15 protein-coding genes and 1 tRNA gene are annotated in these 14,867 nt (G+C 61.1%); 7 read left to right on the top strand and 9 right to left on the bottom strand.

All coding sequences use genetic code 11. The features are described from left to right. Positions 1 to 28: 28 nt before the first annotated feature. From QWI75_RS02995 to QWI75_RS02955, 9 genes are all read right to left on the bottom strand, one after another. Positions 29 to 790 (bottom strand): PCP reductase family protein, encoded by a 762-nt coding sequence (locus QWI75_RS02995; protein ID WP_289267202.1) that lies wholly within the window; start codon positions 788 to 790, stop codon positions 29 to 31. A gap of 41 nt (positions 791 to 831) precedes the next feature. Then, a complete protein-coding gene (locus QWI75_RS02990; protein ID WP_289267201.1) occupies positions 832 to 1,770 on the bottom strand; it encodes an Mrp/NBP35 family ATP-binding protein in 939 nt (312 codons plus the stop codon). 111 nt (positions 1,771 to 1,881) lie between these two features. Further along, the gene (locus QWI75_RS02985) at positions 1,882 to 3,720 is read right to left on the bottom strand and encodes a GTP-binding protein (RefSeq protein ID WP_289267200.1); all 1,839 of its coding nucleotides are present in this window, start codon (positions 3,718 to 3,720) and stop codon (positions 1,882 to 1,884) included. 7 nt (positions 3,721 to 3,727) lie between these two features. Continuing rightward, complete coding sequence (gene cysD, locus QWI75_RS02980; RefSeq protein WP_289267199.1) at positions 3,728 to 4,525, bottom strand: sulfate adenylyltransferase subunit CysD; 798 nt, start codon at positions 4,523 to 4,525, stop codon at positions 3,728 to 3,730. Between the two features lie 30 nt (positions 4,526 to 4,555). Beyond that, complete coding sequence (locus QWI75_RS02975) at positions 4,556 to 5,614, bottom strand: anthranilate phosphoribosyltransferase (protein ID WP_289267198.1); 1,059 nt, start codon at positions 5,612 to 5,614, stop codon at positions 4,556 to 4,558. Beyond that, the gene (locus tag QWI75_RS02970) at positions 5,614 to 6,027 is read right to left on the bottom strand and encodes a DsrE family protein (RefSeq protein ID WP_289267197.1); all 414 of its coding nucleotides are present in this window, start codon (positions 6,025 to 6,027) and stop codon (positions 5,614 to 5,616) included. Before QWI75_RS02970 ends, QWI75_RS02975 begins: the two co-directional genes overlap by 1 nt. A 53-nt stretch (positions 6,028 to 6,080) precedes the next feature. Beyond that, positions 6,081 to 6,800 (bottom strand): phosphoadenylyl-sulfate reductase, encoded by a 720-nt coding sequence (locus QWI75_RS02965; protein ID WP_289267196.1) that lies wholly within the window; start codon positions 6,798 to 6,800, stop codon positions 6,081 to 6,083. A 139-nt stretch (positions 6,801 to 6,939) separates the two neighbouring features. Beyond that, entirely contained in the window at positions 6,940 to 9,432 is a 2,493-nt protein-coding gene (locus QWI75_RS02960) for a ferredoxin-like domain-containing protein (protein WP_289267195.1), read from the bottom strand. A 64-nt stretch (positions 9,433 to 9,496) separates the two neighbouring features. Next, the gene (locus tag QWI75_RS02955; protein WP_289267194.1) at positions 9,497 to 9,943 is read right to left on the bottom strand and encodes an RrF2 family transcriptional regulator; all 447 of its coding nucleotides are present in this window, start codon (positions 9,941 to 9,943) and stop codon (positions 9,497 to 9,499) included. A 528-nt stretch (positions 9,944 to 10,471) separates the two neighbouring features. Between QWI75_RS02955 and QWI75_RS02950 the strand changes: the two genes are divergently transcribed. From QWI75_RS02950 to rplT, 7 genes are all read left to right on the top strand, one after another. Beyond that, positions 10,472 to 11,059, top strand: a complete 588-nt coding sequence (locus QWI75_RS02950) for a helix-turn-helix domain-containing protein (RefSeq protein ID WP_289267193.1) — start codon at positions 10,472 to 10,474, stop codon at positions 11,057 to 11,059. 104 nt (positions 11,060 to 11,163) lie between these two features. After that, positions 11,164 to 11,436, top strand: coding sequence for an HU family DNA-binding protein (locus tag QWI75_RS02945; RefSeq protein ID WP_289267192.1), 273 nt, complete (start codon positions 11,164 to 11,166; stop codon positions 11,434 to 11,436). A gap of 129 nt (positions 11,437 to 11,565) precedes the next feature. Beyond that, a tRNA-Val gene (locus tag QWI75_RS02940) sits at positions 11,566 to 11,640 on the top strand. Between the two features lie 76 nt (positions 11,641 to 11,716). Beyond that, entirely contained in the window at positions 11,717 to 13,642 is a 1,926-nt protein-coding gene (gene thrS, locus QWI75_RS02935) for a threonine--tRNA ligase (protein WP_289267191.1), read from the top strand. Positions 13,643 to 13,645: 3 nt separating this feature from the next. After that, positions 13,646 to 14,179: a translation initiation factor IF-3 gene (infC, locus tag QWI75_RS02930; protein WP_306417601.1), complete on the top strand. Its 534-nt coding sequence runs from the start codon at positions 13,646 to 13,648 to the stop codon at positions 14,177 to 14,179. Positions 14,180 to 14,208: 29 nt separating this feature from the next. Beyond that, positions 14,209 to 14,412, top strand: coding sequence for a 50S ribosomal protein L35 (gene rpmI, locus QWI75_RS02925; RefSeq protein WP_289267190.1), 204 nt, complete (start codon positions 14,209 to 14,211; stop codon positions 14,410 to 14,412). 45 nt (positions 14,413 to 14,457) lie between these two features. Continuing rightward, complete coding sequence (gene rplT / locus QWI75_RS02920) at positions 14,458 to 14,820, top strand: 50S ribosomal protein L20 (protein ID WP_289267189.1); 363 nt, start codon at positions 14,458 to 14,460, stop codon at positions 14,818 to 14,820. Positions 14,821 to 14,867 lie beyond the last annotated feature (47 nt).

The following is a 14,867-nucleotide window of genomic DNA, read 5'->3' as shown; positions in this document are numbered from 1 at the left end:
TGTACCGCAGCCCGCTGCAACCCATTGCTTACATGAACTTCAGAAACTTGTCCTTTGCCTCATCCATGACCTGAGCGGTGACGGTCGCCGCGCCACGTTCTTTGGCGAGCCGTTCGATTTCACGCCGCGCCATTGGCCGGATGAAGTCGGGGATATTTTCAAGCCGTTGTTCCGCCTCCGCGGTCCAGGTGAGGCCGTTGGGTTCGCTCTTCGCATCATCCATGACCTGTAGGGTAATGCTCGCGTACCCATGCCGTCTGGCATAGGCCTCGACGCTGGCCTGCACCATAGGTTTGACGAAGGACGGCAAACGTTCCAACCGCTCGGTAGCATCCGGAGTCCAAGTCAATCCCGAGGGGGCGGTCTCCGCCGGCTTGCTCCCGCTGCCCATTCCCATCTGGGCGACGACCGCGGCGAAAGGACAGGAGCCTCCCGACTTCTCCCCCTCCTTCGGCGAGGCGGAGGCGGCTGGCTTGGGATGGGCCTCCTGATGCGCCGGTTGTCCCGCCTGGATCTTTTCGTTCAGATAGGCCGCCATTTGCCCCATGCCGGCCTTGGCTTCTTCCTTGAGCGTCCCCCGGGTCATTTCAAACGGCTCGGCCGGAGCCGGCCTTCCGCCGAGCTTGACGCCGAGTGAACTGACCATCTGCGTCTCGCCCGGATTGGTGACCATGGAAAACTTGGCCCCGCAGGCTGGGCAGCCGAAAAACACCCCCAGCGAGCCCTCCGCCGGTTGCTCGACCTTTTGGAAGGTCATGTAGGTTTCACAGTTGAGGCAGACGAACTTCATGCCAGCACCTCGTGATGTCGCACGTCCAGGTTACAGCGTCCTTAGAGCTTCTCAGCCAAGACCTTTCGGTATTCGGCCAACGTCACAACCCGTTCGGCGATCTGCCGATAACGTTGCAGGGTCGGATAGGTCTCGTCGAGCAACGGCACACCCTTGTCGAAAGTCTTCGCCAGGGTCCGGTCGAAGGGGATCCGTCCGAGCAACGGGACATCCAAGGCTCCGCACATGGCCTCGGTGTTGCCTTCGAACAGATCGTGTTCCGCCCCGCAGGAAGGACAGCGGTATTGGCTCATGTTCTCGACCACTCCGAGCACATTGATGCCCATGTCCCGCGCATAGGTGATCGACTTCTGGACGACATCGGAGGCTACTTCCGACGGGGTGGTCACCACGACGGCGCCGGCCAGGTCGGGAATAAAGCCGGCGATGACCGGCGGCTTGTCCGCCGCGGCTCCGGGGGGAAGGTCCGTGAGCAGGTAATCAAGCTCCCCCCAGATGACATCGCCGAGAAATTCGCGAATGACGTTCATTTCCATCAAACCCAGCCAGACAGGGCTGAGGTCCATCGGCCCCTTCCAACGCACAGGCGAGGTCGCGTCGAGGAAGAAATCCATCGATGCGACCTTGATGTTGAGCGGTCCGATCGGCGGCAGGGCCCCTTCCGGCGTGATGGTCAACCGCTGGCCATGCAGGCCCATCATGCGGGGCACGCAGGGCCCGTTGAGATCGACATCCAACAGCCCGACCTTATAGCCCATCCGCGCCAGGGCCAGCGCCAGGTTCACGGTCGTCATGCTTTTGCCGACGCCGCCCTTGCCGCTCATGACCACCAGCTTGTATTTGATGCCGGCCATGCGGTCTTGGACCTGCCGCATCTGGGCCGTAATCTGCTCCACGACCTTGGCGTCGTCCTGGTATTGGAGCTTCGTCAGAATGTCCTTGAGATTCTTGTCCGGCGCCATGGCCGTGGTATCACTCATCGCAGAGCACCGTTTGTAAACGGGCACCCTAGCACAGGCTTTTCGAGAGAGTCAAACCACCCGAGCCCCGCCGGCGGGACGGCGCCTATTCACGTCGACCGCCGCCGAACATCAAATGGAATACTGCGGAGAGGGCGTTCCTCCCCCCTGATGGGAGAGAATTCCTCGGTCCTTCAGCTCGGCGATGATCTGCTTGGCGATAGCCTCAAAATCCTTAGGACCGGCAAACGACACATCGGTGCCCGGCGGCGGCTCCTCCGGTTGATTGGACAGGTGCACGGTGATCACCGGCGTCGGCTGGACCAAGGTCCGGACATCCTGATGGTCGGCCCGGCTGAAGGTGTTGGTCGTCGAAATCACGATCAGGCCGGCATCCGTGAACAGCCGGGCCACTTCGCCGAACCGCCGGACCAATTCCTTTTCCTTCACATCTTCGTCCCGCACGTCGCTGTCGAGCCCGTGCCGGAGATTCTGCCCGTCCAGCAAATAGGCGTGCCGTCCCTCGGCGATCAGGCGGACTTCCAACCGGCGGGCCAGGAAGGATTTGCCGGCATGCGCCCCTCCGGTGATCAGGACCATCGCCGCCCGGTGCCCGAACAGCGAGGCCCGCTCGTCCGGGCTCACGTCCCCCTTGACCCAGGCGATATCACGCCGCCGAGCCTCCTCGCGGAGCTGGGTCTGGTCGTCCTGGAGCCCCTCGGTGATGATGCCGCCGCCGGACACGTCATACTGGTCCACGAGCACGAACCGTCCGGTGACATCGGAATCCGAGTAACGATCGAACGCGATCGGTGATTTGGTCCGGATGGTCAGCTCGGCGACTTCGTTCCGGCCGACCGAGGTGTGGATCTGTTTGGCATCCAGATCCTGCGTGTCGATGATACGGTGGATGGTCGCGACCTCGCAGTCCACCTCCCGCGTGGCCAGACGCAGGAGATACTTCCGCCCGATCTCCAGCGGCCTCCGTCCCATCCAGAACAGATTACATCGGATCAGCGTCGAGACCTGAGGCACGGTTTCCTGATGGGACGCCATCTCGCCCCGCTCGACGAAGATCTGCTCATCCAGTGTGATGCCGGTGGATTGGCCGGCGCGCGCTTCTGTCGGAACGGGATCGACATTGAAGGCCTCCACCGTCCGCACCACCGCGGACTTGTTGGAGGGAGAGAACAAGAGCCGGTCGCCGACCTTGAGCACGCCGCTGGCAATGCGGCCGGCCAGGATGCGCCGGGCGTCGAACTTGTAGACGTCCTGCACCGGAAACCGGAGCGGCTGCTGCTCGCGGGCGGTCTCTTTGGTGAACGACTCCAGCGTTTGAAGCACGGTCGGGCCGCTGTACCAGGGCATGTGCGCGCTCGGCTGCGCGATATTGTCGCCCAGCTTGGCGCTGACGGGGATGAACCGCTGCGGCTTCACTCTTAGTTGCGCCAGAAACTCGCTGTACTCCTGTTCGATGCGGGCGAAGGTATCCTGGCTGTAGTCAGCCAGGTCCATCTTGTTCACGACCACCGCCACCTGTTTCACGCCGAGCAGGGACAGGAGATAGCCGTGCTTCTTGGACTGCTCCTTGACGCCCTCATGGGCATCGATCAGCAGCAGAGCCGCTTCCGCCCGTGCGGCGCCCGACACCATGTTCTTGAGAAACTCCTTGTGGCCCGGGGCGTCGATGATGATGTACTGCCGGTTCTTCCACGAGAAGAACGTGCGGGCCGTGTCGATCGTGATTCCCTGTTCCTGTTCCTCCAGAAAGGCATCGAAAAGAAAGGCATACTCGAATTCCTTGCCCTGCTGGCGGCAGATCGCCTGCACCTTTTCCAACTTGCCGTCCGGCAGCGAGCCGGTATCGGCGTAGAGGCGGCCGACCAAGGTCGATTTGCCATGGTCCACGTGGCCGACGATGACGATATTCAAATGGGCCTGAGAAACGTGAGTATCGGTCGCGGTAGTCATAATCGGCTCACATGTATCCGTCTTTGCGCAACATCTCCATCCCCCGCCCTTCGTCCTGTGCACGGCCCGCCCGCTCCGCTGTCTTGGTGCATCGCAACTCGTCGATGATGTCATCGACGGTCTTGGCGGTAGATTTGATCGGGAACGTGCAGGGGGCGCAGCCCAGGCTGCGATAGCGGATGCCCTCCCCCTTATCCAGATAGAGGTCGATGAAGGGGATGTTCTCCAGCTTGATGTATTCCCAGATATTGATCTCGGTCCAATCCAGCAGCGGATGGATGCGAATGTGTGTCCCGGCCGGAAAGGAGGTCTTGAACTGGTCCCAGAGTTCGGGCGGCTGCTCACGGAAGTCCCATTCGCCGTGCTTGTCGCGGGGAGAAAAGTACCGTTCCTTGGCCCTGGTGGCCTCCTCGTCAGCCCGAACACCAAGAATGATTCCCGTGTAGCCATGCTTCTCGATAAGCTGCTTCAGCCCGTTGGTTTTCAAGGCCGTGCAGCAGACCTGCCGCCCCAATGTATGGTTCATGCCGGCCGCCAAGGCTTCCTTATTCTGTCCCACAACCAGGTTGAGCCGCCATTCGCGGGCCAACCGGTCGCGGTATTCGATCATGGCCGGGATCTTGTAACTCGTATCCACATGGAGCAGGGGAAACGGCACGTGCCCGAAAAAGGCCTTGCGCGCGAGCCACAACAGCACCGTCGAATCCTTCCCCATCGACCAGAGCATGGCCAGGTTGTCGAAATGCTTGTAGGCCTCGCGGAGAATAAAGACGCTCTGATCTTCCAATTGCCGGAGATGTTTCATCGCTCTGGTCCTTTATCTCTTGCTGGATCTCTAGCTCGCGCGCAATCGCGAGGCGGCCGAGGCTGTACCCATTTGCGCCAACAGCCGCAGTTTGTCGCGGGCCGCTCCGCGATCGATCGTCTGGTTCGCCAGCGGCACCCCCGCGACCATCGACGGCGTCACGCCGCTTGCGTAGAGCAGCATGGCAGCGTTGAGCACCACCCAATCCCGAGGACCACCCTTCACTTCGCCCTGGAGAATTTTCACGAGCAGCGCGGCCTCCTGGTCCCGCAGCGACGGGGCAAAGCCGGCCATGTCGCGGCTCGTGCCCAGCGGCAAACCGACATCCTTCGGATGGAGCGTGGTGGGAATGAGTCTGCCGTCGCGCAACTCGACGAACCGGGTCAGGGACGCGATCGACAGTTCCGGCTCTCCCTCCACCCCTCGCATGACCAACGCATGCGGCGCGCCCAACATATTCAAGGCTTCCACCGTCTTATCGCAATAGGGCGGATGGGCCATGCCGATCAACTGGCAACGGGCCCGCGCCGGATTGATCAGCCGCGCCACCGGATGAAAAAAATTCCGCAGTCCCAGCTCCCGGCGCAAATCAAGAAACCGCGCCAACGGCGGATGGTAAATCGCCATGTCCAGATAGGCGAACCCCTTGCTTGCCAAAGTCTCGCTCACCTCCGCCGGTCCAAGGTCGGTGGAAATGCCCAAACGTCCCAGCACAGACCAGGGTCCGGGCCGCTCCGGCGTCCCTTCCCACCCATGCATCAGCACGGATGCTCCGGCCGCAGCCGCGATGATGGCCGCGCCGACGACCGCGTAGAAGGTGTCTCGCTTGCCCGCATAACAGGGCACGTCCACCATCTTGAGCCCGGAGAGGCCGGACAGCGGCAAAACATATTGGCGCGCCACCGCGGTAAAAGCGGCCAATTCCCCCACCGATTCCCCTTTCATTCGCATGGCCATCAAGAAGGCGCCGGCCTGGGCCGGCGTGGCCGATCCCTCGATCAGGAGACCCATCGCCTGTTTGGCCTCATCCCAGGTCAAATCCTTGGCGGTCTTGGCCCCCTTGCCCACTTTGGCGATGAACGCCTGCATTAAAACGCCACCACTTGGTCGGCCGTGCCGACCTCCTCTTTCCAAAAGACATCCAGACCCTGCACTTCGTCGATCTCCGCGATGATTTGATCCACGGTGATGTCGAAGTAGGCCAACGAATCCCGGCAGATCGACATCTTCACGTCTCCTCGTTCCTTCATCTCCCGCATCAGCGCCGCCAGATCGTGCCGCTGTTGCTCTTTCAACAGATTCTTCACCCGCGTTTCGCGTCCGCGATAGGCGTCCGAAAACGGGATGTCGCGGACTTTATCCTTGGTCATGCGGGAGACCGCTTCATCTCGGAAGAGCACACTGACCTGCACCCCATGCTGCGTGGCAACCCCCGCGAACTCCAGAGCTTGCAGCAACCGGTTGTAGGCCCCGCTGGTGATGAGCACGGCAAGTTTTTTCACAGGACGACCCTCTGACTGTTAGTCATCTGACGATCCCTCAGGATGATGATGGATTACTTGTGGAGCCCGCACTCGGTCTTGCCGAGATGTCTCCACCGGCCGGAGCGCGGATCCTCCCCGTTGCCCACCGGAGCGGTGCAATGGGTGCAGCCGATGCTGGGATAATTCCGGTCGTGAAGGACATTGTAGGGCACGTCGTGCAGACGGACGTAGGTCCACACCTCGTCGCTGGTCCACCGGGCCAGCGGGTTCACCTTGACCAACTCGAATTTCCGATCCCACTCGATGATGCCGGCCCCGGCCCGTGTTGGAGCCTGGTCCCGCCGAATGCCGGTGATCCAGGCCCGATAATCTTTCAGCACGCGCGTCAGCGGCTCGATTTTGCGCAGGCCGCAGCAGCGGTCGGCCCCCTCCGGTCCCTGATCCCACAGGGCTTCGCCGTATTGACGGGCTTGGGCCTCGGGCGTCAACAGCGGCCTCATCCGGATGACCTGCTCGGACTTGAGCCCGTACCGCTCGATCACGCGGTCCCGTACCTCGTGGGTCTCCGGAAACAGAAAATCCGTATCCAGGTAAAACAGCGGCGTAGCCGGGTCGATCCGGTGGATCATGTCGATCAAGGCGACGTCTTCCACCCCGAAGCTACAGGCCAGGACGATCCGTGGCGCGTAGCGCGGCAGCACCTCGGCCAGCACCTCCCACGGCTGTCTCGACTCGAACGAGTCGCTCAGATCCTTCAGCTCGCTCTCCGATGGTCTGACTGTCTCTGTCATCGCTCGCCTCTGCCTGCTTCACGCCATTTCGACTGGCATCGGCCCCGTTCGCGTCAATCGTCAATGGTCACCGGTCAATAGTAAAACAAACCGGGCGTCCACTCTCACCGAGCGACCACTGACTGATGACCATGACCCATCATGTCTCCACCTTCTCAACCAGGATCTTGAAGTGTGCCGCGGTTGGATCGAGGGGCTGTTCCGACAAGACCTTATGGCCGTCGTTGCGCAGGCTCATCGGCACATTCCGGATCGGCTCGCCGGCATCCAACCAGACTTCAAGCCGCTCGCCGGCCTCCATCATTTCCAGCTTGAGCTTGGTCTTGACATAGTTCATCGGACAGGCAACGCCGCGGAGATCATAGACCGGCGCCGCAGAGGGCTCCTGCGCCGACGCCCCGTTCCCCACCGCTTCTGGTGCGTCCTGGATCGGAGACGGCGCCGACACGGCCGCTTTCAGCTTCAGGTCCTTCCCAATCCCTTCGGTGGCGTTGCGGCAGGCCTCGATGAACCCCTTAGCAAAGTCCAGCCGCGCCAGCGCGAACTCGGCGCCGGCGTCCTTCGGACCGAGGTCTCCGCAACGCTCCTGCAAGTTCCGGTAGGCGGAGGGAATCACGCCTTTGCTGGCCAGCCTGGTTTCGAACTCGCGGAACGTGTCGGCATCGGTTGCCGGCTCGACCCCTTCCGTGACCAACAGGGCCTTGGCGCAGGCGATGATGGCTCGATAGGCCTTGTTGACCGCCACCGCATATTGATGTTTTTCCAACAGCAACTTCGCCTGATAAAACTCCTGCTCGGCCTCCAACATCTGGTTGTCGATCAATTCCAGAGCGCCGCCGGCGCATTCCCCTGGTCCCAAGTCTTCCAGGACAAATTCCTTCTCCCCCTCCCAGTCGTAGTAGTAGGTCGGGTCCTCTTCAAACGACGGGAGGATCGTGTGGGGAATCAATTCATCCTTCAGCTTGGATTTGCCGACCCGGGCGACAAAGGCCGGGAGCGTTTCCTCTCCCTGGCGGTCCCGACGGAACACCTCGACCAGGTGCGAGACCGCCGCCGGCACGTTCTTCGCCGGCAGTTTGACAACCAGTTGCCCGATACGCGCCATGCCGTTCACCCCGCCGCCGACGTGGAGTTCGTAATGGGGAGCCGTGTGGTCTCCGATGCGCTTGCCGACTCCGTGCAGCCCGATCGTGGCAATGTGGTGCTGCGCGCAGGAATTGTGGCAGCCGCTGATCTTGATGCTGGTGCCCTTGAGATCGTCCAGGACAGAGCCGGCAGGGAACACTTCGGCCAGGGCTCTGGCCAAGCCCTTCGACGAGGTGATGCCGAGGCCGCAGGTGTCCGTGCCCGGGCAGGCCACGATGTCCTCCACGAGTTCCGCACCCGGCTCGGCCAAGCCATGGGCGGCGAGCAGGTCGTAGAGCGCGGGGAGTTTCGATTCGGGCACCCAGCGGATAATGAGATTCTGACTGATCGTGGTCCGCAGATTGCCGTTCGCGAACTGCTCGGCGGCATCAGCCAGGACGTACATTTGATCGACGGTGGCGTCCCCCATCGGCAGCTTGATGAACACGGCCGCATAGCCAGCCTGCTTCTGAGCCAAGACGTTGGTGCGTCTCCATCGATCATAAACTTCGACCTCCGTGAGATGCATGCCCGGCACATGGCCGTTGCCATGGCCGCCGCCCTGCCCGCCGTTCTTCGACGGCATGATCAGCGGACCCGGCTCATCCCAATGGTCCAGCAAGCGGAGGGGTTCGGTGCGGGGAACGCCGTGCCCCATCGAAACATAGGCCTCTTCCCAGCGCCGCTTGAACTCCTCGAAGCCCAGCTTGTCGATGACGAACTTCATCCTCGCCTTATGGCGGTTTTTCCGGTTGCCGAGTTGGTCGAAGACCTTGATCACGGCTTCGATCGTGGGAATCAGTTCGGGCATCGGGACGAAGTCACGCAGGACCTGCGCGAGGCGCGGCGTCGAGCCGAGTCCTCCGCCAACCACCATCCGAAAGCCGATCTCGCCGTTGGGGCGGCGGGCGGCGAGCAACCCGATGTCGTGAATCGGGGTAAGGGCGCAGTCGTGCGCGCAACCGGAAAAGGCGATCTTGAACTTCCGGGGCAGGCTCTGGTTCAGCGGGTTACGCAACAAATGCAACGCGACCGTCTTCGCATAGGGCGTGACGTCGAACACCTCTCCGGCGCAGACTCCGGCCAGGTGGCAGGCCGTGACGTTGCGGACCGTGTTGGCGCAGGCTTCCCTGGTCGTGAGACCGACTTCGGCCAGGCCTCGCATCATCGTGCCCACATGTTTGAGTTCGGCGTAATGCAGTTGAATGTCCTGCCGCGTCGTGACATGGCCGACCCCCGTCGTATACAAGTCGGCCAGCTCGGCGATCCGGCGCAGTTGGTTGCCGGTCAGCCCTCCGAAGGGAATTTTGATCCGAAACATCTGGACGCCGGGTTGCCGCTGCCCGTAAATGCCGTGCTGGAGGCGGAAGGGTTTGAAGAGATCGCCGGACAGTTCACCCGACAGAACCCGTTGCGCCTCGATTTCGAACGCTTCAATCTCTTCGAGAATGTTCTGGGGGATGGGGGCCGTCTGCACCGGCACCCGTTGTATGGTGGCTGTGGTCATCGTCGTCCCTCTCGGCGCCGTGACAAGCAGGCGCGCGTCCGCCGCGATCGTCCGTCGATCGCGGTTAAATGTGATACATCTGGCTGTCCGCCTGGTGGGCGGTTTGATAGCGATCGATCAGTTCTTGGAGCGTGATGCGGTTGAGCACGTCGTTTTCCGCCTGGCGAAGCCGTTCCGTGACGACCCGAAGAAGCAGGTCGATCTGAGTCGGCCGGTGCAGGTGCGCCGGACCCCGCGCCGCCGTCCGTCCCATGATCGGCCCTTCGACCGCTTCAACGATCTGCGCCAGAGAGAGTTCGGCCGGCTGCTTGACCAAGAGATAGCCGCCTTGCGCCCCGCGCACGCTCTCGATCAGTCCGGCTCGCTTCATCGCATTCAGGACATGTTCGAGAAACCTCGCCGGGATGGATTGTCGTCGCGCGATGGTCCTCGCCTGAATCGGGCTGATCCCCCCATAAAGTGCCAGGTCGATGACGACCAAAATGGCATAATGGATTCGCTTACTTAACATGAAGATCTATAAATCCTACATATCCGATAGAGATTAAGGTTCGCATGGGGAGATTAGCGTATCACGCTGGGCGCTGTCAAGACGCTGGCACCAGGTGAGGAGCGACCGGCTGATGTGATCGACTTGCGAATCGAAGATGGATGGTCTTCTGACAGCTCCACCTGCTTCCGCTTGAAGCATGGTTGCAACCTTTGAGACGAGTCCATCGGTCGATTCGATCTATCTGTTTGCAACTTGGTTCACAGAATGAACGTCGTCTCGCGAGTTCCATTCGGCACATTGGCGCCATGCATCATCATTTCACGTTGCATTTCATGCTGTTCTCATCGTCGATGCCGATTGAGTCGAAAATACGTCCAATTCCAAGTTATTGAAATGGCTGCGCGCCCGCTTGTTCTGTTGATTTGCGGCGATCGAACACGCGCGAACAGCATCGGCTCCGATTTTTTTCGAATGCGATATTCCGAATTGACATCGTGCTGGACCTGGGACATAATCCCGCCCTCTTCTCCTGCTGGAATCCACACCATGGTTCGTGCCGTACCCCTGAATCTTCTGCTCGTGACTTCTGATGCGGATTTGCAGGCGCAGGTCAAACAAACGTTCAAGGACGCCACGGTCACCCATGCGAAGGAAGTCGGAGGGCTGTCACGGCTGATCCCCAAGAAACGGTTCGATGTGGCCTTGGTGGAATGTACGACCAATGCTTTCGCCGAACCGGGACCGCTCAAAGCGATCGTCGATTCGCACAAGCCGCTCGTGGTCGCCGGATCGCGCCAGTCCCTGCAGCAAGCCATTCGCTTTCTCCATGCATCGCCCGAAACCCGCAACGGCCAGAAACCCAATGGCCGCGTGCTGTCGCTGGAGGAACTGATCGAATCCAAAGTCGGAGATTTCGTCAAGGGCATGCGGAACGGATCCGCCAAGAATCTTTATCCGATTCTCATGTCGGCCGTCGAGCGGCCCCTGCTGACCCGCGCGCTCAAAGAAACCAACGGCAACCAAATTCAGGCCGCTCGATTGCTGGGGATGAACCGCAACACCTTGCGAAAGAAAATCACGGCCCTGCACATTCCCGTTTCCAGAACTAAAGCGGTTCAGACCATCGCCTCGTAGATTCAGGCCTGTGGCCTGCGTTTCATGTCACCATTAACCCGTGAGGGCGCCCCCTCTGAGCGAAACGGGGCGACCCTTGTGGCGCGTTACGGGAGGAATCAGCGATGACCAAAGAGGAACTGATCGCGAAGATGTCTGCGTCGGCCGGCATCACCAAGGTGGCGGCCGGGACGGCCCTCGAAGCCTTCACCGCGGCGGTATCCGCGTCCCTGAAAAAGGGTCAGCGCGTCAGCCTGGTGAATTTCGGCACGTTCTCCGTGAGCAAGCGAAAGGCCAGAACCGGCCGAAACCCGCGCACCGGCGAGCCGCTCAAGATCCCGGCCGCCCGAGTGCCCAAGTTTTCAGCCGGCAAGGAACTGAAGGCCGCAGTGAAGTAACGCGCCTCTCTCCGCAGCGCCATCGTCCAAGACCGGAGCTGGCAAGCAGGTCCCAGAGGTCCGGGCTCCTTCCAGCTCCGTTTCTTGACACTCAAGAAGACCATGTATTAGCATTCCGGCTTGGATTCTAGGCGCGTAGCTCAGGGGGAGAGCGCTACCTTGACACGGTAGAGGTCGACGGTTCAAGACCGTCCGCGCCTACCATGTAACCTGAGGCATCGAACCGGTGGTGCCGGTTCCGGTGCCTTTCTTCTTTTCCAGGCCATTTGTTTTGAGTTCAGTGCAGATCACAATCACCCTCCCAGACGGGTCTCGCCAACAGGTTCCGACTGGTTGCACGGTACAGGACGCGCTGGCCCAAGCCGGCGCGCGCCTGGATCAGAGCATCCTTGCAGCCAAGGTGGACGGGCGCCCGATGGACCTCTCGGCGCGGTTGACGAAGGACGCGGCCATCGAGCCGCTCACGTTCGACTCGCCGGACGGCCGGGAAGTCTATCGGCACAGCAGCACCCACATCATGGCGCAGGCGGTCAAGGAAGTGTTTCCGACCGCGCAATTGACCATCGGCCCGGCGCTTGACGAAGGGTTTTACTACGACTTTGCGTTCGATCGGCCCTTTACGCCGGAGGATCTGGAAAAGATCGAGGCCCGCGCGAAGGAGATCATCGCGCGCGGCCTGACCGTCAAGCGGACCGAACTGCCGAAGGACGAGGCCGTCTCCTTCTTTCGCTCGCGGGGCGAGCAGTACAAGGTCGAGATGATCCAGGGGTTCGAGGACGGCCAACCCATCTCGCTCTACAGCCAGGGGGAGTTCGTCGATCTCTGCCGCGGACCGCACTTGCCGACGACCGGGCATGTCGGCGCCTTCAAGCTGCTCAGCACCGGCGGCGCCTACTGGCGGGGCGACGAGCGGAATCCCATGCTGCAGCGGATTTACGGGACGTCGTTTCCGACCCAGGCCGAGCTCGACGCCTATCTCCATAAGTTGGAGGAAATCAAGCGGCGCGACCACCGCAAGCTCGGCAAGGAGCTGGACCTCATCACCATCCAGGACGAGATCGGCCCAGGGCTGGTCCTCTGGCATCCCAAGGGGTCCCTCATCCGGCTGCTGATCGAAAACTTCTGGAGGGAGCAGCACCTGAAGCAGGGCTATCAACTGGTCTACTCGCCCCACGTCGCCCGCCTCGACCTCTGGAAAACCAGCGGCCACGTCGACTATTACCGCGAGAACATGTTCGCCGCGATGAAGGTGGAGAACAGCGAATATCAGCTCAAGCCGATGAACTGCCCGTACCACATCATGGTGTACAAGTCCCATCTCAGGAGCTATCGGGACCTGCCGATCCGCTACGGCGAGCTGGGGACGGTGTATCGGTACGAGCGCACGGGGGTGCTCCACGGCCTCTTGCGCGTCCGCGGCTTCACCCAGGACGACGCGCATCTGTTCTGCCGCCCCGATCAAATCCAGGAAGAAGTGAGCCGGGTCCTCAATTTCACGTTTTTCATTCTCAACGCGTTCGGTTTCACCGAGTTCGAGATTTTTCTCTCGACCCGCCCGGAGAAGTCGGTGGGGTCCGATGAGAAATGGACCCAGGCCACCAGCTCGCTCGAAGCGGCCCTGAAGGAACAGGGCATTGCCTACGAGAGGGACGAAGGCGGCGGCGCCTTTTACGGACCGAAGATCGACATCAAGATCAAGGATGCGCTCGGCCGTTCCTGGCAATGTTCAACCGTTCAAGTCGATTTCAATAATCCGGAGCGCTTCGATCTGAGTTACATCGGCGAGGACGGGAAGTCCCACCAGCCGATCATGATTCACCGGGCGCTGATGGGGTCCATCGAACGGTTCTTCGGCATTCTGGTTGAGCACTATGCCGGAGCCTTCCCGACCTGGCTGGCGCCGGTCCAGGCCGTGATCCTGCCGATCTCCGAGAAGCAGCACGCCTATGCGGAGGCCCTGCGCGCGCAGTTGTCGGAAGCCGGCTTTCGGGTCGACGCGAATGTGCGCAACGAGAAGATCGGGCTCAAAATCCGCGAGGCGGAAACGTCCAAAATTCCCTACATGTTGGTCGTGGGTGATCGCGAAGTGCAGAGCGGCACGATCTCCGTGAGGGGGCGTCACAAGGCCGATTTGGGCAGCATGACCGTTCCGGCCCTGCTTGACATGTTGCGGGCGGACATGACACAACCCTTCGGCCGGTCTTAATTCATCCACGTTCTAAAGAGGTGGCTTATCGTTCCGAAGCTGAGAGTCAATCGGGAAATTCGAATCCGCGAAGTCCGCGTCATCGGCCCTGAGGGCGAGCAACTGGGGATTCTCCCGACGGTTGAGGCCTACCGGAAGGCTCAGGAGATGGGGTATGACCTGGTCGAAGTCGCGCCCATGTCCCAGCCTCCCGTGTGCCGGATCATGGACTATGGGAAGTACAAGTACGAGCTCAGCAAGAAGGAGCATCAAAGCCGGCGGCATCAGAAATCCACGCAGGTCAAGGAAATCAAGCTGCGCCCGAGAACGGACAAGCACGATCTGGAAATCAAAATCCGCCAGATCCGGGGATTCCTCGAAGAGGGCAACAAGACCAAGGTCAGCGTGAACTATCGAGGCCGCGAGATGGCGAATCAGGAAATGGGACGCAACGTGATGCAGAGCGTGATCGCCAATCTGACCGATTGCGGCACGATCGAGTACGCTCCCAGGATGGAAGGGCGGAGCCTCATCATGGTGGTGGCGCCGAAGAACTGAGAAAGCCACAGGAAAGACGAGGACACAGCATGGCGGGCAAGAAACTCAAGACACACAGCGGAGCGAGCAAGCGGTTCAAAAAGACGGCGTCAGGCCGCGTCCTGCATAAGCCGGCCGGGAGGCGACATCTGCTGACCGGCCGGACGCGCAGCCAAAAGCGCCGGCTGAAGGGGAAGAGCGAAGTCTCTCCGACCCAAAGCGGGACGATCGCCAGGCTGCTGCCGCACGATTGACGTTCCGGCGAACGACTACAGATCACACGAAGGGAGCACATCGCCATGCCACGGGTCAAAGGCGGGCCAAAAACCCGACAACGAAGAAAAAAACGGCTGAAACTGGCGAAGGGCCAATACGGCGCCAAGAGCCGGCTCTTTCGATCCGCCACCGAATCGGTCGATAAGGGCCAAACCTATGCCTACCGGGAGCGGAAGAAGCGCAAGCGGAACTTCCGGCAACTGTGGGTCGCGCGGATCAGCGCGGCCACCCGCCAGCACGGCTTGACCTATAGCCGGTTCATGAACGCGCTGAAGAAGGCCAAGGTGCTATTGGACCGGAAAGCCCTCTCCGAACTGGCCATCAAGGACCCCGGCGGATTCGAGCAGCTGGTCTCGTTGGCGCGCCAGCACGTGGCGACCGCCTGATCCATCACGACATACACAATAAAGACGGCCCTGGGACGAAGCTCAGA

Origin of the sequence: Nitrospira tepida (assembly GCF_947241125.1) — a bacterium.
Taxonomy (GTDB): Bacteria; Nitrospirota; Nitrospiria; order Nitrospirales; family Nitrospiraceae; genus Nitrospira_G; species Nitrospira_G tepida.
Note: the sequence above shows the minus strand (reverse complement) of the source record. Positions and strands in the feature narration are given on the sequence as shown.

Excerpts from the sequence above, each read along its gene's own strand:
- QWI75_RS02995 (WP_289267202.1), bottom strand. The coding sequence starts at position 790 with ATGAAGTTCGTCTGCCTCAACTGTGAAACCTACATGACCTTCCAAAAG.
- QWI75_RS02990 (WP_289267201.1), bottom strand. The coding sequence starts at position 1,770 with ATGAGTGATACCACGGCCATGGCGCCGGACAAGAATCTCAAGGACATT.
- QWI75_RS02985 (WP_289267200.1), bottom strand. The coding sequence starts at position 3,720 with ATGACTACCGCGACCGATACTCACGTTTCTCAGGCCCATTTGAATATC.
- cysD (WP_289267199.1), bottom strand. The coding sequence starts at position 4,525 with ATGAAACATCTCCGGCAATTGGAAGATCAGAGCGTCTTTATTCTCCGC.
- QWI75_RS02975 (WP_289267198.1), bottom strand. The coding sequence starts at position 5,614 with ATGCAGGCGTTCATCGCCAAAGTGGGCAAGGGGGCCAAGACCGCCAAG.
- QWI75_RS02965 (WP_289267196.1), bottom strand. The coding sequence starts at position 6,800 with ATGACAGAGACAGTCAGACCATCGGAGAGCGAGCTGAAGGATCTGAGC.
- QWI75_RS02960 (WP_289267195.1), bottom strand. The coding sequence starts at position 9,432 with ATGACCACAGCCACCATACAACGGGTGCCGGTGCAGACGGCCCCCATC.
- QWI75_RS02955 (WP_289267194.1), bottom strand. The coding sequence starts at position 9,943 with ATGTTAAGTAAGCGAATCCATTATGCCATTTTGGTCGTCATCGACCTG.
- QWI75_RS02950 (WP_289267193.1), top strand. The coding sequence starts at position 10,472 with ATGGTTCGTGCCGTACCCCTGAATCTTCTGCTCGTGACTTCTGATGCG.
- QWI75_RS02945 (WP_289267192.1), top strand. The coding sequence starts at position 11,164 with ATGACCAAAGAGGAACTGATCGCGAAGATGTCTGCGTCGGCCGGCATC.
- rpmI (WP_289267190.1), top strand. The coding sequence starts at position 14,209 with ATGGCGGGCAAGAAACTCAAGACACACAGCGGAGCGAGCAAGCGGTTC.
- rplT (WP_289267189.1), top strand. The coding sequence starts at position 14,458 with ATGCCACGGGTCAAAGGCGGGCCAAAAACCCGACAACGAAGAAAAAAA.